The organism is Actinoplanes sp. NPDC049118, assembly GCF_040648555.1.
GTDB lineage: Bacteria > Actinomycetota > Actinomycetes > Mycobacteriales > Micromonosporaceae > Actinoplanes.
In genome coordinates this window covers 296,439-312,861 of record NZ_JBEZDY010000005.1, presented here as the reverse complement: position 1 = coordinate 312,861, position 16,423 = coordinate 296,439, and the positions used below count along the sequence as shown (strand labels likewise).

General features: G+C 70.3%; 18 protein-coding genes. 10 read left to right on the top strand and 8 right to left on the bottom strand.

Features of this window, described 5'->3' with window-relative positions; translation table 11 throughout:
* Positions 1–34: 34 nt before the first annotated feature.
* Complete coding sequence (locus tag AB0B58_RS10480; RefSeq protein WP_360220800.1) at positions 35–559, top strand: hypothetical protein; 525 nt, start codon at positions 35–37, stop codon at positions 557–559.
* 3 nt (positions 560–562) lie between these two features.
* On the opposite strand, the gene AB0B58_RS10475 is transcribed toward AB0B58_RS10480, so the two are convergent.
* The 7 genes from AB0B58_RS10475 to AB0B58_RS10445 are packed head-to-tail and all read right to left on the bottom strand — an operon-like array spanning position 563 to position 8,984.
* Positions 563–1,150 carry a hypothetical protein gene (locus AB0B58_RS10475; RefSeq protein WP_360220797.1) on the bottom strand — a complete coding sequence of 196 codons (588 nt, stop codon included), beginning with the start codon at positions 1,148–1,150 and terminating at the stop codon, positions 563–565.
* 11 nt (positions 1,151–1,161) lie between these two features.
* Complete coding sequence (locus AB0B58_RS10470) at positions 1,162–2,316, bottom strand: M23 family metallopeptidase (RefSeq protein ID WP_360220794.1); 1,155 nt, start codon at positions 2,314–2,316, stop codon at positions 1,162–1,164.
* The gene (locus AB0B58_RS10465; protein WP_360220791.1) at positions 2,313–2,864 is read right to left on the bottom strand and encodes a hypothetical protein; all 552 of its coding nucleotides are present in this window, start codon (positions 2,862–2,864) and stop codon (positions 2,313–2,315) included. Before AB0B58_RS10465 ends, AB0B58_RS10470 begins: the two co-directional genes overlap by 4 nt.
* 6 nt (positions 2,865–2,870) lie before the next feature.
* A complete protein-coding gene (locus AB0B58_RS10460; RefSeq protein ID WP_360220788.1) occupies positions 2,871–4,817 on the bottom strand; it encodes an MFS transporter in 1,947 nt (648 codons plus the stop codon).
* Position 4,818: 1 nt separating this feature from the next.
* Positions 4,819–8,268: an ATP-binding protein gene (locus AB0B58_RS10455; protein ID WP_360220785.1), complete on the bottom strand. Its 3,450-nt coding sequence runs from the start codon at positions 8,266–8,268 to the stop codon at positions 4,819–4,821.
* Positions 8,269–8,311: 43 nt separating this feature from the next.
* The gene (locus AB0B58_RS10450; RefSeq protein WP_360220782.1) at positions 8,312–8,674 is read right to left on the bottom strand and encodes a hypothetical protein; all 363 of its coding nucleotides are present in this window, start codon (positions 8,672–8,674) and stop codon (positions 8,312–8,314) included.
* Between the two features lie 16 nt (positions 8,675–8,690).
* On the bottom strand, positions 8,691–8,984 hold the full coding sequence (locus AB0B58_RS10445) for a hypothetical protein (RefSeq protein WP_360220779.1): 294 nt from the start codon (positions 8,982–8,984) through the stop codon (positions 8,691–8,693).
* Positions 8,985–9,373: 389 nt separating this feature from the next.
* Here AB0B58_RS10445 and folP point away from each other — a divergent pair, with 389 nt between their 5' ends.
* From folP to AB0B58_RS10410, 7 genes are all read left to right on the top strand, one after another.
* Positions 9,374–10,201, top strand: a complete 828-nt coding sequence (gene folP / locus AB0B58_RS10440) for a dihydropteroate synthase (protein ID WP_360220945.1) — start codon at positions 9,374–9,376, stop codon at positions 10,199–10,201.
* On the top strand, positions 10,198–10,557 hold the full coding sequence (folB, locus tag AB0B58_RS10435) for a dihydroneopterin aldolase (RefSeq protein ID WP_360220776.1): 360 nt from the start codon (positions 10,198–10,200) through the stop codon (positions 10,555–10,557). Before folP ends, folB begins: the two co-directional genes overlap by 4 nt.
* Positions 10,554–11,081, top strand: a complete 528-nt coding sequence (folK, locus tag AB0B58_RS10430) for a 2-amino-4-hydroxy-6-hydroxymethyldihydropteridine diphosphokinase (protein ID WP_360220773.1) — start codon at positions 10,554–10,556, stop codon at positions 11,079–11,081. The genes folB and folK overlap by 4 nt, the downstream gene beginning before the upstream one ends.
* Before the next feature lie 35 nt (positions 11,082–11,116).
* Positions 11,117–11,596: a DUF3180 domain-containing protein gene (locus AB0B58_RS10425; RefSeq protein ID WP_360220942.1), complete on the top strand. Its 480-nt coding sequence runs from the start codon at positions 11,117–11,119 to the stop codon at positions 11,594–11,596.
* Positions 11,597–11,670: 74 nt separating this feature from the next.
* Complete coding sequence (locus AB0B58_RS10420) at positions 11,671–12,933, top strand: ABC transporter permease (RefSeq protein WP_360220770.1); 1,263 nt, start codon at positions 11,671–11,673, stop codon at positions 12,931–12,933.
* 30 nt (positions 12,934–12,963) lie between these two features.
* Entirely contained in the window at positions 12,964–13,248 is a 285-nt protein-coding gene (locus tag AB0B58_RS10415) for a hypothetical protein (protein ID WP_360220767.1), read from the top strand.
* Positions 13,249–13,326: 78 nt separating this feature from the next.
* A complete protein-coding gene (locus AB0B58_RS10410; protein WP_360220764.1) occupies positions 13,327–13,818 on the top strand; it encodes a hypothetical protein in 492 nt (163 codons plus the stop codon).
* 45 nt (positions 13,819–13,863) lie between these two features.
* Here AB0B58_RS10410 and AB0B58_RS10405 read toward each other — a convergent pair whose 3' ends face one another.
* On the bottom strand, positions 13,864–14,877 hold the full coding sequence (locus tag AB0B58_RS10405) for an ATP-binding cassette domain-containing protein (protein WP_360220761.1): 1,014 nt from the start codon (positions 14,875–14,877) through the stop codon (positions 13,864–13,866).
* Between the two features lie 2 nt (positions 14,878–14,879).
* On the opposite strand from AB0B58_RS10405, the gene AB0B58_RS10400 reads away from it, so the two are divergent.
* Positions 14,880–15,602, top strand: coding sequence for an ABC transporter permease (locus AB0B58_RS10400; RefSeq protein WP_360220758.1), 723 nt, complete (start codon positions 14,880–14,882; stop codon positions 15,600–15,602).
* Positions 15,599–16,315 carry an ABC transporter permease gene (locus AB0B58_RS10395; RefSeq protein ID WP_360220755.1) on the top strand — a complete coding sequence of 239 codons (717 nt, stop codon included), beginning with the start codon at positions 15,599–15,601 and terminating at the stop codon, positions 16,313–16,315. The genes AB0B58_RS10400 and AB0B58_RS10395 overlap by 4 nt, the downstream gene beginning before the upstream one ends.
* The last annotated feature ends 108 nt before the right edge of the window (positions 16,316–16,423 follow it).

Sequence of the window (16,423 nt, the reverse complement as noted above, 5' to 3'; positions counted from 1 at the left end):
CTGGTCCACAGCGGAACGCACTAGTCTGGTAGGGGTGCAGCCCTCGAACCCAGTCCCGCCGCCCGCGGTGCCGCCGCTGGTGCCGGCGCCCGTGACGGGAAAGCCGCGAAACCGGCGGCTTCGGCTCTTTCTGGCCATGGGTGCCGGGATTCTGGCGCTGCTTTGCCTGGGCGGAATCGGCGTATTCATCTCGTCCTACGACGAAGCTACGAAGATTGAGCGAAGCAAGCCGGACGCGGTGGTGGACCAGTTCTTGCGTTCCTACCTGGTCAATAGGGACGACAAGGAAGCGGAACTCTTCACCTGCAAGAACGGCCTGGATCTGACGCGCATCGAGGCCTTCCGCACCGATCTGCAGAGTCGGGAGAGCCGGTATTCCATCAGCATCCAGGTGGTCTGGGAAGGCCTGACCGTGTCCACGTCAGGCACACGCGGAACCGTCGCCGTCGACCTGACCCGCACCATCGCGGACGACAGCGAACAGGTCACCAAACCGTGGCAGTTTTCGGTGGTGGATGAGGACGGTTGGCGAGTTTGTGACGCCGCCGAGGTGGGCTGAGCGTTACTCCAGCCAGAGCAGATGCACCGGAACCTCCAGGGTCGCCGGTGTCCCGCCGCTCCATCCCCATCGGTACCAGTCCAGCTCGGTAGTGACGCGGGCACAGATGTCGCCGTCATTGCTCGTGTGCAACTCCGTGACGGCTCGCAGGTCGCGCCGCTCACCGCCGTCCTCCAGCAGCTGGACCACCCGTCGACCGGTGAGGATGCTCGCGCCCAGCGCCGCGACCGGGTTCCGGCGCGGCGGCTCGTCCAGGGAGACGAGCCGGGAAACGACGTCGCCGATCCCCGTCACCGGCCCGGCAATCCCGAGCTCCTCGACCCAGACCCGCTCGACCGGCACCAGCGGGGCGAAGACCTCTGTCTGCTCGGCCTCGGCGCGGTACCACTCCGCTTCAGGCATCACCGGCACGTAGGTACGGCTGCCTTGCACGACCTTCTCATCCGCGCGCAGGTCACCCCGCCAGCCATGGCCGGGCAACCCGATCAGCACCCGGCGTCCGCGTAGCTGTCCAGCCATGATGGCCGGCGTCGGCACCAGCGGCCGTGGCGGATCGGTGGTCCACCCGGATTCGGCGAAGGGGTCAGGCATCGCACGACCGGTCACTGCGAGGCACCCAAAGGTGAGCCGCGCTCTGCCATGAACCGCACCGGATCCACCGCGCTGGCGCTGGACCGGTCGTTGTTGAGGTGCACCTCGAAATGCAGGTGTGGGCCGGAGGAATTGCCGCTGGTGCCGCTCACGGCCACGACCTGACCGGCCGCGACCTTGTCGCCCGGCTGCAGCTTGGGCCGCTGGACCAGATGGCAGTAGCGAGTCATGACGTTGCCGGCGTGCCGGATCTCCAGCATCCAGCCACAGCCGCCCTTGCCGGGATAGCCGGCCACGTCACAGTCCTTCTTACCGCTGAACGTCTCGTCGCATTTGACCCGGGAGACGACACCGCTCGCCACCGATCGGACCGGGTTGCCGGTGCCGATGATCAGGTCGACACCCTGGTGGTTCGGCCGGCCGGCGGTCCGGAAGCCGGAGCCCACCACCATCTTCTGGCTTCTCTTCAGGCCCTTGCCGCTGGCCGCCAGCGGGCTGGTCCAACCGGAGGCGGACACCTGGCCGACCGAGGCGCACACCATGTCCAAAGAGTTACCGACAGCGTTCGCTGCTCCGTCGGCAAGCAGGTTCACGATCTGGGTCGCGATCGGCTCGTGCTTGGCATAGGCCCCAGGATAGGCACTGATCTGCACCCGCTGGGCCGCCCGGGTCAGGGGCAGGCTCTCCCAGTTCCTGACCTTCTTCAGCTTGCCGTAGAACTTCGTCGCCGCGAAGACCGGGTCGGTGACCTGCGCCGGCGAACCCCAGCCGCTGCTCGGCCGTTGCTGGAAGAGCCCGAGCGAGTCGTGATCGTTGCGGCTACCGAGATGGCCGAGATTCCGCAGGTTCGACTCCTGCATCGCCGTCGCCACCGCGATTACCCAAGCCCTCGGCGGCAGCTTGAGCTGTTTGCCGACGTTGATGATGATCGCCGCGTTCTTGATCTGCTCTTTGCTGTAGGACCCGACGCTGGGCAGTTTGCTCTCCGGATCGATCGGCCCACCGGCGCCGCAGTTGCCCCCGAGCAGGTTGAGGTTCTCATCCTTGGGATTGTCGAAGGTTCCCAGGAACAGGGCGCTGACAGCGCCGCCGCAGCACAGCAGAGCCAGCGTGGCGGTCAAGGCGACGAGCAGGGCCACCACCCCGCGGGGCCGCGGCAGGTTCATGGGCCATCCCAATCGACGTCGTCCACCAGCCAGCGTCCGTCTGGCGCTACCAGCTGCAGAGTCAGTTTTCCGCTGTCCACTGTTACGACCGCGTTGACCAGTCCGTCACCGATCGGCACCAAGGTGGGCCGACCGACTACCTTGTCGGCCGGCACGTCTGCCGGGTCGACGCCGTTCAGTTCGTCGGACAGGTCCTCGGTCGCGTTGGGGACGAGCCCGTCGTGCCAGGTCTTCGCCGACACGTTCTTGTGGTCCACCCAGGCTGCGGCGAAGGCGTACGCCACTGCCTCAGGCTCGGCGCTGCCCGGGCTGGTGGTGGGCGAGGGCGGCGGTTCGTCGTTGACGATCACGCCGTCGTCGTCGTGGCTGGGATCAATGCTGGCTGTCGGCGCCACCGGGATGGGGTCGGTGAGCGGTGCCGTGGTGGAGCCGTCGGAAAAGAAGCGGCCGACCCCGACGATCGCCAGTACCAGCACTGCAATGACGATCGCCACACCCCAGCGGGACCGGAAGACTCCGACGAGGCTGCGTTCCATGAATCCGGCCATGGGCGATCACTTCGCCTCGGTGCGGATCCGCGGCGCTGCCGGTTCTTCGCGGGTGGTGCTACCGGTCTCCGGTCGGTAGATCGCGAAGGCGGCGGGACGTTCTGCCACATCCGGTTCGGTCCAGGTGGAGGGCCTGCGCGGGCGGGCCACCGACGCCGCCACCGGAACCGGTGCCGCGGTGTCCGGGGTCGACTCGTTGCCGTCCGGTCTGACGGCAGGGGTGCTGCCACCACGATCGGGAACCGGTGCCAGCGATCGGCCGCCCGAGCTGTGCGCCGGGTCCTCCAGCCGGGCCTCCGGGCGCAGATTGGTCTGGTCGACATATACCGCGCGGCCCTTACCGAGCTGGGGTTCGTTCGTCCCGCCGGCATCCGCCACGTCGAGCTTTGCGGCCTCGCGCATGTCCCGGAAAAACCTTCGATGCCAGGAACCGGCCGAGGTGATCGCCGAGGTGCTGTCCTTGCCACCGAGCTGAGTGATTCGCCGGTATGGCCGCAACAGCAGCCAGCCAACGATACCGACCAGCCAGACGAGAACCACCTGCAACCAGCCGGCGAGACTGGCGGTGTTCATGATCAGGTCGACAGCGAAGAGGTAGATGGCCGCCCCGGTACCGAAGATCGCGATATTGAAGACCGCCGCCACCACGGCGTTGCCGAGTCGCCGGATGCCCGAACTGGCGGGCCGTAGCAGGCCGACGGTGCCCAGGATGGGAGCGGCGATGACAGCCCACCTGAAGATCAGGAAGCCAAGTAGAACCAGCAGGGAAGCGGTGAGATCGAACATCGCGAACATGAGCGACGCAAGCACGGCGATGAAGCCTGCGCCGATCCGGTCCATCCCGTTCGTCCCCTGCAGGTAGTCGTATGCCTCCGGGTCCTCCGTCTTGACCTGCTCGGAGATCTTCTTCCACTGGTCGCTCTTTCCAGTGAGGATGGGCTGCCGGGTATCCGGGTTCTGCCGGATCCGTTCGGCCTCTCGCCAGCTGATCGAGCGGGCGTCGTAGAGTGCTCGGCCATATTTTTGAGCGGTCGTGCTGTCGGCGGAACCGAGAAGGCCGCGGACCCAGTTGCGATAGAGCATCGTCTCGGTCGAGGTGTCGCTCGCCCGCACAGCGGGCGGCCTGTTGTCCTCGCAGGCTTCCGGATCGCCCAACTTGCAACTGGTGGTGTTACCCGTCTGGGGGCGTGGACCCACCGCGTCATGGACGACTCCGAGAGTCGTGATCAGGGTTTGGTCGGCGATGTTCGCGGACTTGACCGGCCAGGCAGCGATCGCAGTCACGGCCACCATGATGAGGATCGCCCAGCCGACCGTTGTCGTCGCCGCACCCATGTCCGCCTGCTGTGAGCGCCAGATCAGGTACAGACCGACGATGGCGAGAGTGATCACGCCGAAGACGCTGAAGACCTTCTCGTAGACGGCCCTGGTGGCCTGGTCGACCAGCGGGTCCGCCCAGCCCCAGAGCTGTTCCGGGTCCCAGGCGCGCTCCCGCAGTGCGTTGGACGCACCGATCACCGCGGTAGCGATCATGAACTCGCCGTTGGCCACCGTCGTCTCGAACTTGGATTCCGGCTCGGTCAGCGTCGACGCGCAGCCACCGTCCAGATCGAAGGTGGTGTAGCTGTAGCCGGCGTAGCCGTACTGGCTGTAGATGCCCTGGGGGCCGTTCAGCTTCGATGACTCGGGGCGTTCGGCGAACCAACCGGCGAGACCGGAATCGGGGGTGCTGGGGGTGGGTGCCTTGAGGCATGCCGCCCGGTCAGCGGCGACGTCCTTGAGCCGCTTGACGCAGCCGGGGATGTCCTTGCCCCATTCCTCGGCGCTGCAGGCGCCGCCTGGCGCCCGTAGTGGCCCGGCCGAGGCCGGCGACGGTGCGACGACCGCCCAGGCGATGCTCGCCGCAGCAGCTACGAGCACTGTCAGGATCAGTGCGCACCCCCGCCGGACCATCTCAGGCCTCCAGGTCGGTGACGGGCAGAATGGCCGAGGGCGCCGCCTTGGCCGCCGTCGGTGTCGTGTCCAGGTATTCCAGCAGGCCATCCACGTACGACACGTCCACCCGGACCTTCTGCACCCGGCCGTCGACGTCGCGCATCACGAACTCGCGGAAGCCGAGGCGGGTCGACGACGTCGCGTCGGCCTGTGACAGCGAGGCCAGCGTCGCCTCGTACCCGTCGTGTACCGGGACCCGGAGCAGCCGCAGGGCCTCGGACGCGATCTCCTGGTCCTCCGCGATGCGGCCGACGAAGACCGTCGAGACCAGGTTCTGCACGTCCAGGCCGAGGATGTCGCGCGGGTTCTGCGAGGCGACGAAGGCCGCCAGGTTCCACTTGCGGGAGTCTCGGGCGAGGCGGACCAGGAACGACCGTCCCGAGCGCCAGCCCTCCATGAAGTGGGCCTCGTCCAGGCCGACCATCTTGCGCGCCGACATTGAGCCGCCGTAGCAGCGGCGTACCGCGAGGCGGTGTGCCGTGTGCAGCATCGGCAGCGCCAGGGATTCCTCCGCCGACCAGTACTCGCGCTCGATCTTCAGGTCCGGCAGGCGCAGGCCGGCCATCGTGATGACCGTCAGTGCCGAGTCGGCGCCGAGCAGGTGTTCCGGCGGGCGGCCGAAGAACAGCAGCGCCAGGGGCATCTCGGCGGTGTCCAGCAGCAGGTTGGCCAGCTCCGCGCCGTTGTCGTCGAGGGTACGCAGGGTGGCGACCACGTCGTCCAGCGTCGAGGTCTCCTCGGCCGGCACCTGACGGACCGCGTGCCGCAGCAGGGTCGCGGTGGTCGCCTCCTTGGCCACCTGCGGCGGTACCAGCATCGAGCAGATGTCCTGTACCAGCATGCGGCGCTCGGCGCGGGCGTTGGAGACCGCGATCTCGTACTCCCGGTCGCCGGCGGGGCCGGTCGGGAACTCGGTGCGGACCGGGGTCGGGATCAACGAGTACGGGGCGAGCGTCCCCTGCTCCGAACCGGTCAGGTTCAGCACCCGGGAGTACGGCCGCAGCTCCGGCATCGCGCACAGCCGGGCCAGCGGACCGGACGGGTCGAGCAGGGTCACCTGGACGCCGCGGCGCGCGTTCAGGTAGCCGAGCGCGCCCATCAGCGTCGACTTTCCACCGCCGGGCTCGGCCACGAGCACGCCGAGGCCGGAGCGCTCGCGTACCTCCATGGGGAAGTGCAGGTCGAGGAAGACGGGTCGCCGGCAGGTGCCCGACGTGCGGCCGATCAGGTCTCCCCGCCGGTCGCCCACGTTGGACGCCGCCTGGGGCAGCGCCGCGGCCAGCAGCTTGACCGGCATACGCCGCACGTAGCCGGTGTTGGCGATCGGCTCGCCGGGGATGAACTCGCGGGCGAGCTGGTCCTGGTTCTTCGGGTGCTGCAGCGAGATGCGCAGCTCGCGGGAGTAGAGCTGGATCAGGCGCCGGGCCCGCTCCAGGCACTCCTCGCGGGTGCGGCCGCCGACGGCGATCCGGTGCCAGCCGTGTGCCCGGGCGGACTCGACCGGCAGGCCGGTGGTCATCTCGTCGCCGATGACCAGGGCGCGCTTGGCGAGGCGCTCCAGTTCCGGCGGGGCGTCGATGCCGTGCTCCGCGTAGTCGAGCTGCTGGGAGCGGATCATCCGGAGCCGGTGCTCGAGGTTCTTGAAGGAGCTGTTCGAGCCGAGGATGTCGATCCGTGAGGAGAGCTCCATCGGCCACGGCAGGCGCTCGTGGAAGTGCATCCACGGCTCGTGTTTCTCCGGGATCTCAAGCGGCTCCATCCGGCCGACGGAGAGGACGGCGACGTGCCGCTCCTCGCCGGTCATCCGGTTGACCAGCTTCACGGTCGAGCCGTACGGGGTGCGGTAGCGCTCGACCTGCTCGGTCAGGGCCAGCAGGTCGCCGCGCTCCCAGTGGCCGTTCGAGATCGGGGAGAGCGGGCCGGGCGGGGCCATGCAGAGCGCGACGGAGCGGAAGAGCAGCCACTCCAGCTCCGGCGGGGTGACCCGGCGGCCGCGCATGCCGAACGCGTTCAGCACCTCGTCGAACTGCTCGACGGTGCGGCCGAGCTTGCGCCGTTCGGAGTCGGAGGTGCCCTTTCCGAACATCCGCAGGATGCGTTCGGAGAAGGTGTCGCCGAGCGAGCGGCGGGCGAAGGTGACGCCCAGGTAGGTCTGGCCCTCGGCGTGGTTGACGGAGAGCAGGTGCCGCTGTGCGGCGACGAGGTGATCCGACCACGAGGTGGCGCCGGAGACGTCGGGCAGCGGCCTCGCCGTGTGCGAGTCGACCGTGCGGGCCCACTCGTCGGCCGGGAAGGGCCGGTTGGTGCGGCGCAGGTGCAGCCGGAAGCCGGCGAGGCCCGCGTACTGCTCGGAGATGGCGGAGAGCAGCGCCTCGCGCTCGGCGTCGGGCCGGAAGGCCCAGCGCACCTCGGGCAGGGAGTACCAGGCCGTCACCGTGCCCTGGGTGAACGTCAGGTGCCCGGCGATCTCGCTGATCTCCAGCTCGATGGCGGGGTCGCGGTCGCTGAACTTGAGCTTGTGCGGGCGCAGCGGCGCGGCCTTCGGGCGTACCGCCGGGAGGTTCGCCGGCTCGTCGCGGTCCTTGTTCTTGCGGCCCCTGCGCTTGGCGGGTGCCTTCTCCGGCATCGGCGCGGGCAGGTCGGCGCGGACGTCGGACCCGGGCGCGATCGCGGCGTACGGCTCGGCCGGGCGGACCGGGGTCACCCCGGGTGCCGCGACCGTCTGCCAGAGCGGCGGCGTCTGTACGGGCAGGGCGGGCGCGGGGTCGGGCCGCGGCGCGACTGGCGCGGCGGCGACCACGGGCATCGCGCCGGGGCGGGCCTCCTCCGGCCAGTCGTCGAAGTCGGACTCGGGCGCCTCGCGCTCGTCGTAGAAGTCGGCCTGCGGCCCGACGGGCGCCCGCATGAACGGCGAGACGGGCGCGTCGGCCGGCCGCGCTCCGGGGCGGGGGTCACCCGGCGGGGGTACCGGCGGCGGGGGAGCGACAAGCGATTCGGGCCCGGGCGGCGGAACCTCGGCGGGCGCCTCGGGTTCCACCTCCGCGGTGGCGGGTGGCGCGGACGCCTGACGGCGCTCGTCCGCGCCGTCGAAGTCGAAACCGAAGTCGAAGTCGGCGTCCGGGTCGTCGACCGGAGGCGCCGGCTTCGGTACCGGATTAGCGGCCGGGGCGCCGCCGAAGAGATCGAGGAACGGCGAATCGATGTCCATCGGATCGACTGGCGGGGTGCCGTTGGTGCGGGGCCGGACCGGCTGCGGTACCTGGAAGACCGCTACCGCGCCGTGCCCCGGACCGGGCACCTGCTCCAAGCTCTCATCTGGAGAGTAGTTGTCTGGTCGCGCACCGTTACTTTGCCTGCCCGTAATGGTGGCGTCCGCGCGGGAATGCCCGGGCGGTGGGGAAGCGGTCATGAACGGGCCCCGTTCGGGCATGCAGCATGAGAGGCGAAACTGGTCATACCAACTCCTCCCGAACCCTGATGCGCGTGGCGACAAGTCTCGGGTCGCGCTGTTCGACGGCCGGCTCGCGGGTGCGGCGCCAGTCGGTGAGCGCGGTGCGGATGACCATGCGGGCGGGACGGTCGGGATCGACATGCCGGAACACGTACGACGTCGTGACCATGGCCAGGGCTATCTCCCAGGCCGGGAAGGCGTCGAACTCCCAGGTCAGCAGGTAGTGCAGAAAGACGAACAAAGGTACTAGTAGGACGAACATTCCGTACTGCGCATATGGCAGGTGCAGGGGCAGCGTGTATCCGGGCGGGCCCAGATAGACCAGGCGTGCCCGGTAGATGTCGTCATCAGTGCGCAGCCGCATATGTCCGCCCGCGACCTCAGGTGAAGATGAGGTTGATGAGGTAGTCGCCGACGAAGAACAGCGTCGCGGCGCCGGCGATGAAGGCGAGGCCGACGATGGCGATCGCGGAACTGGTCAGCACCTTGGAGATCTCGCCGCGGCTGGCGCGGCCGATGAAGATGATCCCCAGGACGGCCAGCAGGATCGGAGCGACGTTGCTGGCGAAGAAGGTGACGACACCCTCGGTGTTGATGCCCTTGGGCTCGGGAGCGGCCAGGGTGCCTTGGTGCAGGGTTGCCGCGACCTGCGCGACAAGCTCTGTGGCGATCATCGGTAAACCTCCCGGGTGCCTGGCGTGAGGGCGCCGAGCACACTGCAGTTATAAAGCCTCGCTGACGGCAACGCCCATATGGTGCTACTTCCAGCTCACCACGTCGAGTGAGCTGTTCGGGGCGCTCCTGTCCTACCCAAAGCCCGTCTGCTCTCTTCGGTCCTTCAATGATGCCCAGGTCTGAAGAGTACGGGCCGTACTTCTTACCTACAAGCTGCCCGATTCGTTACCGAAGGTAAAGGCGTGACTGAACATGAGTCATGTGCGATCGTACGCCTGTTCGAAAACCTGCGGGCCGGTACCGTCTTCCTGTGACCGACACGACCGGTAGCGCCACTTCGGTTCAGTTCAGTGGCGACCAGTTGCTCCAGCAAGATCACCCGGTCGTGATGGGCGTACTCAACGTCACCCCGGATTCCTTCTCGGACGGGGGTCGCTACGCGGACGTCGACGCGGCCGTCGCGCACGGCGTCGAGCTGCGCGCGGAGGGCGCCGACATCATCGACATCGGTGGCGAGTCCACCCGTCCGGGTGCCGGACGCGTCGACGGCCCGACCGAGATCGCCCGGGTGCTGCCCGTGATCAAGGCACTGGCCGGTGCCGGGGTGCCGCTGAGCATCGACACGACCCGCGCCGAGGTCGCGGCGGCGGCCCTTGCGGCGGGCGCTCTGGTGGTCAACGACGTCTCCGGCGGCCTGGCCGACCCGGGCATGGCCGCCGTCGTCGCGGACGCCGGCTGCCCGTGGATCCTCATGCACTGGCGCGGCCACTCCCGCCGGATGCTCGACCTGGCCACCTACACCGACGTCGTCGCCGAGGTCCGCGACGAGCTGCTGCAGCGGGTGGACGACGCGGTCGCGGCCGGCGTCGACCCCGGGCGGCTGATCCTCGACCCCGGAATCGGCTTCGCCAAGCACGCCGAGCACAACTGGGCGCTCGGCGCGCACCTCGACGAGCTGGTCGCGCTCGGCCGTCCGGTGCTCTTCGCGGCGAGCCGCAAGACCTACCTCGGCCGGTTGCTCGCCGGGCCCGACGGCGAGCCGCGGCCCGTCGACGGCCGCGAGGCGGCGACGATAGCGACGTCCGTGCTGGCCGTGGCCGCGGGGGCCTGGGGCGTCCGCGTGCACGACGTGCGCGCGACCGTGGACGCGCTGGCCGTGTGGCGCGCCACCGGCAGCCCGCGTTTCCAAAGATCAGATTCCGGGGGTACGCGGTGAGCGACCGCATCAGCCTGCGCGGCCTGAAGGCCAGGGGCCACCACGGCGTGTACGACTTCGAGCGGCGCGACGGCCAGGACTTCGTGGTCGACGTCGAGCTGGAGCTGGACCTGGCCCGGGCCGCCGTCACCGACGACGTCACCGACACCGTCCACTACGGCGAACTGGCCGGCGGCCTGGTCGAGGTGATCGCGGGTGAGCCGGTCAACCTGATCGAGACGCTGGCCGACCGGCTCGCGACGGTCTGCCTGGCCGACGCCCGGGTCGCCGCCGCAACGGTCACCGTGCACAAGCCGCAGGCGCCGATCCCGCACGAGTTCGCCGACGTGTCGGTCACCGTCCGGCGCGCCCGATGACCCGGGCGATCCTCTCGCTCGGCAGCAACCTCGGCGACCGGTACGCGCACCTGAGGGAAGCCGTGACGCGACTGGGCGAGTGCGTCGTGCTGGCCTCCGGTGTCTACGAGACGCCGCCGTGGGGCGACGTCGAGCAGCCGCCGTACCTGAACGCGGTCCTGCTGGTCGTCGACCCGGCGGCGGACCCGGCCGGCTGGCTGGAGCGGGCCCGGGCGCTGGAGCGGGCCGCGGGCCGGGTCCGCGATCCGGAGCGGCGGTTCGGGCCGCGCACCCTCGACGTGGACGTCGTCGCGGCCTGGCAGGAGGACGGCACGCCCGTACTCAGCGACGATGCGGAGCTGACCCTCCCGCATCCCCGGGCGCACCTGCGCGCGTTCGTCCTCAAGCCCTGGCTCGACCTCCAGCCGTACGCCCGGCTGCCCGGGCACGGCTGGGTCACCGACCTGTTGAACTCGCCCGAGCTCACCGCCGATGCGAACGCCCTGACCCCGAGGCCCGATCTGCCGTTAGAGTCACAGGAGTGAGCAGCAACCCCGGCGGCGGAGCGCCCGATCCGTCGATGCGGCCGACCAGCATCTCGACGCTGGTCGTCGCCGCGCTGGCCGCCGCCGCGGTCGGCTGGCTGTTACTGAGCTCCTTCTACGCGCAGATGCCGCGGCTGCCGTGGCTGCCGATCATCGTGCTCGCGGCGCTGGCGATCGCCGAGGCCTTCCTCGCGCAGAACACCAGCGCCCGGATCCAGCACAAGCCCGGCGCGGCGCGCGTCGAACCCCTCGCGGTGGCCCGCTACGCGGTGCTCGCCAAGGCGTCGTCGCTGGCCGGCGCCCTGTTCGGCGGCTTCTCCGCCGGCCTGCTTGCCTGGCTGGAGCTGGAGCCGACCAAGGCCGCCACCGACGACATCCCGGCGGCCATCGCCGGCGTGGTCGCCTCGCTGGCGCTGGTGTGCGCGGCGTTGTGGCTCGAGCGGTCCTGCCGCGTTCCGGAACGACCCGATCAGAAGGACGGTGGCGAGTCGGACCGGTCGGCCGGTAGGTCCTGATCTTTAGCGGTTCAGTACTTGAACTGAGACCCGTTCGCCTACGTATGCTGTGCCGCGGCGAGGAGGTGCGCGAGATGGCCTACGACGACACGACATATCGTCGTGACACCGGCGACCGGGGAGACAGTAACCCGGCCGCGTACCGGACCGGCCTGGCGGCCGCGGACTATCGCGCGCGCCGCCGCGACCTCGATCCCGATGGCATCGAGGTCGACGGCGAGGAGCCGACGCCGACCGAGCCGCTGCGCCGGGACGAGGCGGACGACGGCGGCCGGGACCGGCTCGGCATCCACATCGGCTGGGAGATCCTGCTGCTGCTGGCGGTCGCCGCGGTCGCCTTCCTGCTCTACCGGCTCGATCCGGCCAGCGTGCGCCGGCCCGCCCTGGACGGCCTGCTGATCTCCGGCGCCTCGATCGGCCTGCTCGCCCTCGGCGCCGGGCTGACGCTGCGCGCCGGCGTACCGAATCTCGCGCTCGGCCCGATCGCGCTCGCCGGTGCACTGCACTTCGCCGAGAACGGCGACGACGGCCTGGTGAAGGCCGCCGTGCCGGCGTTGATCATCGCCGCCGTCGGCGGCCTGGCGGTGGCGCTGTTCGTGATCGTGCTGCACGTGCCCGGCTGGATCGCGACGCTGGGCGCGGGCATGGGCGTGGTCGTCTACGACCAGTTGCGCACGGCGCCGGTCGCGGTGCAGGGCGGCTACGACCCGTCGAACCAGGCGTTCTACCTCTTCGGCGGCTTCGCGCTGCTCGCGGTCCTCGGCGGCGCGCTCGGCACGGTGACGCCGATACGCCGGATGGTCGGGCGGCTGCGCCCGGCGGGCGATCCGGCCCTGCGCCGGGGCGCCGGCGCGGCGCTGCCGGTGATCGCCGCGCTCGTGCTCTCCTCGGTGTTCGCGGTCGCCGCCGGCATGCTGATCGCGGCGCAGTCGGCCGCGCCGATCGCACCCGGCACCGGGCTGGAGTGGACCGGCATCGCGTTCGGCACCGCCCTGCTCGCCGGCACCAGCGCGTACGGCCGGCGCGGCGGCATCTTCGGCACCCTGCTCGCCGTCGCCGGGATCACGCTGTTCCTCGAATATGCGGACCGGCGCGACCTCGACATCGCGTTGTTCGCCGTCGCGGCCTGCACGATCGGCGCCGGGCTGATCGTGAGCCGGCTCGTCGAGACGTACGGGCGCCCGCTGCCGGTGCCCGCGGTCGGCGCGGACTGGAACGCCGCCGCCTCGGCGGGCACGTGGTCGCCCGACATGCCGGAGACGTGGGCGACCTCGGCGACGCCGCCGGAGAACGCCTCGGGTCGCTGGGACGAGGGCCCGTGGGGCAGCACCCGCTGACCGGACGCAAATCCGCCCTATGCTGGCAGCATGACCGAATCGACCTTCGCCGAGCTTGACGCCCTGCCCACCGAGGAGCTGCGTGAGCGCGCCTTCGCGAAGGCCCGGGGGCGGCGCGACCTGAGCTTCTTCTGGTCGGTGTTCAGGCACCTGCCGGACGCGGACGAGGCCGCCTCGCTGGACGGCGCGCCGAACACGGTCGGGCCGACGATCGACGAGGCGGTCGCGCTGTGGCGCGAACTGACCGGGCACGGCTTCGGGGAGCAGGAGCCGCTGTTGCGGGCGGCGTTCATCGACTATCTGCAAAAGCACTGATAACCCGCAAGGTACACATTCACGGATATCAGCTCCGACGCGTTTGGCGACCGGAATCCGCTGGGCAATAGCGGACTCATGGCTCTCACCAACCGCTACAAAACCGCGCCCGGTGCGGGCACGCTCGCCGCGCTGATACTGGTCCTGGTGTTCGGCAGCCCCTGGTACGCCGACTGGGCCGCCGACAACACCGACCCCGACACCGCCGGAGGCTGGTGGCTGCGCCTGCTCGCGTGGCCGCACTGGCGCTTCGACTCCGACGACTCGCTGCGCTCGATCCTGATCGCCGACCTCCGGGCGATTCTGGTCGTCGTGCTGACGCTGCTCTTCCTCTACCTGCTGCCCGGCTCGCAGCTGGCCCGCGCCCGCGGCACCCTCAGCCAGTTCTTCGCCGGCTGGGCGGCGTACATCTTCGCCGCCGGCTTCGCCGCGCTGCTGACCACGCTGTTCCTGGCCAACCCGTCGCTGCTCGGCGCGTTCCGTACCGCCGGGGAGGGCGCCACCTACGGCCTCTTCGTCGGCTGGATCGTCGGCATCGCCACCCTCGGCGGCCGCCGAGGCACCCGTTAGCCCCAGGGGTGTCTCGCCGTGCGCACCCCGCACGGCCCGGAGCGCTCAGGCGATCGCGGTGGCTTCCTCATTGGGCACGTCGAAGAGGGCCGAGCGTGAGACGGCGCCGACCGGCGTGCCGTCCTCGACCACGATGACGTTGAGGGCGTCGCTGGTCAGCATCACGGCGAGCGCGTCGTGGAGCGTGCCGGACAGGTCCACCGTGGGCAGCCGGTCGATCTCCTCGACGTGGCCGATCGGGCGCATCGCGTCGCGGACCGGGGTGACCGCCAGCCGCCGGATGCCCCGGTCGGCGCCGACGAACTCGCGCACCGCCGGCGACGCCGGCCTGCTCAGCAGTTCGGCCGGGGGCGCGTACTGCAGCAGCCGGCCGCCCTCGGCCAGCACCGCGATCCGGTCGCCGAGCCGTACGGCCTCGTCGATGTCGTGGGTGACCAGCACGATGGTCTTGCGGACCGTGGCCTGCAGCCGGAGGAACTCCTCCTGCAGTCGGCTTCGCACGATCGGGTCCACCGCGGAGAACGGCTCATCCATGAGCAACACCACCGGATCCGCGGCGAGCGCGCGGGCGACGCCGACCCGCTGGCGCTGACCGCCGGAGAGCTCGTGCGGGTAGCGGCCGCCGTGGCGCGCCGGGTCGAGGCCGACCAGGTCGAGCAGCTCGTCCGAGCGGGACCTGATCCGCTTGCGGTTCCAGCCGAGCAGCCGCGGCACCGTGCCGACGTTGGTGCGGATCGTCTGATGCGGAAAGAGCCCGACATTCTGGATCACGTAGCCGATCTGCCTGCGCAGCTCGACCGGGTCCTGCGCCGAGACGTCCTGGCCGTCGATCAGGATCCGGCCCTTGGACGGCTCGATCAGCCGGTTGATCATCCGAAGGACGGTGGACTTGCCGCAGCCCGACGGGCCGATCAGCACGACGAGCTCGCCCGCCGGCACCTCCAGGCTGATGTCACCGACCGCGACCGTGCCGTCCGGGTAGACCTTCCCGAGGTTCGCGAGCGTGATAGACGCCGCGCTCCGGCCAGCGCCGGAGTCGGTGATCGCGGTAGCGTCCACGTATGTCCTTCCTGTCGAGGGCCGCGGCGCCCGCGTGGCCCCTGGCCGCCCCCGCTGACGACGGGCCGGGAAATCCGTGGTTCTCGTGGCGTTACGTGCAGGACAACGCCGACGAGATCCTCACCAACCTGCAGTTCCACGTGGGTCTCACCGCGCGTGCAGTGATCATCGCGCTGATCGTCGCCTTGCCGCTGGCGATCGTCTCCTACTGGTGGCGACCGCTGACCGGCCCGATTCTCGCACTCTCCGGCGTTCTCTACACGATCCCGTCGCTGGCGCTTCTCGCCCTGCTCGCCCCGGCGGTCGGCACCACGACCGACACCGCGGTCCTGATCGCGCTCGTCCTGTACGCCCTGCTCGTGCTCGTGCGCAATTCGCTCGCCGGCCTCGCCGGTGTTCCGGGCGAGGTCCGTGACGCCGCGGCCGGCATGGGCTACGGGCGGTTCGGCCGGCTGTGGCGCATCGAGCTGCCGCTGGCGCTGCCCGGCATCCTCACCGGCCTGCGGCTCGCCACGGTGTCGACCGTCGCCCTGGTCACGGTCGGCGCGCTGATCGGCAGGGGCGGCCTCGGCGACATGATCCTCGGCGGCTTCCGGAACAACTTCTACAAGGCCGAGATCATGACCGGCACCATCCTCTGCGTCGGCCTGGCGCTGGTGCTCGACCTGCTCCTGGCTGGGTTGGGACGGGTGCTCACCCCCTGGGCCCGGGAGCGGAAGTCGTGAACTACCTCCACGAGGCCTTCGTCTGGCTCAACGACCCGCTCAACTGGACCAATCCGGGCGGGCTGCTCGACCGGCTGGTGGAGCACCTGGTCATCTGCGCTTGGGCGGTGCTGCTGGGCTGTGCCGTCGCCTGGCCGCTCGGCATCTGGCTCGGCCACCGCGGTCGCGGCGGCGGCGGGGTCGTCGTCGTCGCCAACCTGACCCTGGCGATCCCGACGCTGGCCCTGCTCACCATCCTGCCGCTGACCCCGCTCGGCTTCGGCAAGCCGCCCGTCGTCGCGGCGCTGGCCGTCTTCGCGGTGCCGCCGCTGCTGGCGAACGCGTACACGGGGCTGCGGCAGATCGATCCCGAGACCAGGGACGCCGCGCGGGGCATGGGCCTGTCCGGCGGCCAGGTGCTTCGCCAGGTCGAGTTGCCGCTCGCGGTGCCGTACCTCGCGACGGGCCTGCGGATCGCGGCCGTGCAGGTGGTGGCCACGGCCGGGCTGGCGGCGTTCGTCAACGGCGGCGGGCTCGGCGAGATCATCCTGGCCGGCTTCGGGATCGGCATCAGCAACGGCGGCGCCGGGCAGATCGTGGCCGGGGGCATCGTTGTGGCGCTTGTCGCATTGCTGGTCGAAGCGCTGCTGGCGGGCGTACAACGGCTGGTGACACCGCCGGTGTTGCGGACAGGACGGCGAACCCGGCCCACCGCGGCGGCGCCGGCCGGGTAACGCTCCCGCATCGTTACGAAAGATGTCACACCCAGCGGGTAGGAATGTCTGTGGCCGTTCCCGCGGCCGACAGCCGAAACCACGCGGGCATCGAACACCGACGGCCCG

Bases quoted from the DNA above. Each gene is read 5' to 3' on its own strand.
- AB0B58_RS10450 (WP_360220782.1), bottom strand. From the start codon at position 8,674: ATGCGGCTGCGCACTGATGACGACATCTACCGGGCACGCCTGGTCTAT.
- AB0B58_RS10460 (WP_360220788.1), bottom strand. From the start codon at position 4,817: ATGGTCCGGCGGGGGTGCGCACTGATCCTGACAGTGCTCGTAGCTGCT.
- AB0B58_RS10445 (WP_360220779.1), bottom strand. From the start codon at position 8,984: ATGATCGCCACAGAGCTTGTCGCGCAGGTCGCGGCAACCCTGCACCAA.
- AB0B58_RS10465 (WP_360220791.1), bottom strand. From the start codon at position 2,864: ATGGCCGGATTCATGGAACGCAGCCTCGTCGGAGTCTTCCGGTCCCGC.
- AB0B58_RS10425 (WP_360220942.1), top strand. From the start codon at position 11,117: ATGCGGCCGACCAGCATCTCGACGCTGGTCGTCGCCGCGCTGGCCGCC.
- AB0B58_RS10400 (WP_360220758.1), top strand. From the start codon at position 14,880: ATGTCCTTCCTGTCGAGGGCCGCGGCGCCCGCGTGGCCCCTGGCCGCC.
- AB0B58_RS10420 (WP_360220770.1), top strand. From the start codon at position 11,671: ATGGCCTACGACGACACGACATATCGTCGTGACACCGGCGACCGGGGA.
- AB0B58_RS10470 (WP_360220794.1), bottom strand. From the start codon at position 2,316: ATGAACCTGCCGCGGCCCCGCGGGGTGGTGGCCCTGCTCGTCGCCTTG.
- AB0B58_RS10415 (WP_360220767.1), top strand. From the start codon at position 12,964: ATGACCGAATCGACCTTCGCCGAGCTTGACGCCCTGCCCACCGAGGAG.
- AB0B58_RS10475 (WP_360220797.1), bottom strand. From the start codon at position 1,150: ATGCCTGACCCCTTCGCCGAATCCGGGTGGACCACCGATCCGCCACGG.
- folK (WP_360220773.1), top strand. From the start codon at position 10,554: ATGACCCGGGCGATCCTCTCGCTCGGCAGCAACCTCGGCGACCGGTAC.
- folP (WP_360220945.1), top strand. From the start codon at position 9,374: ATGGGCGTACTCAACGTCACCCCGGATTCCTTCTCGGACGGGGGTCGC.
- AB0B58_RS10410 (WP_360220764.1), top strand. From the start codon at position 13,327: ATGGCTCTCACCAACCGCTACAAAACCGCGCCCGGTGCGGGCACGCTC.
- AB0B58_RS10455 (WP_360220785.1), bottom strand. From the start codon at position 8,268: ATGACCGCTTCCCCACCGCCCGGGCATTCCCGCGCGGACGCCACCATT.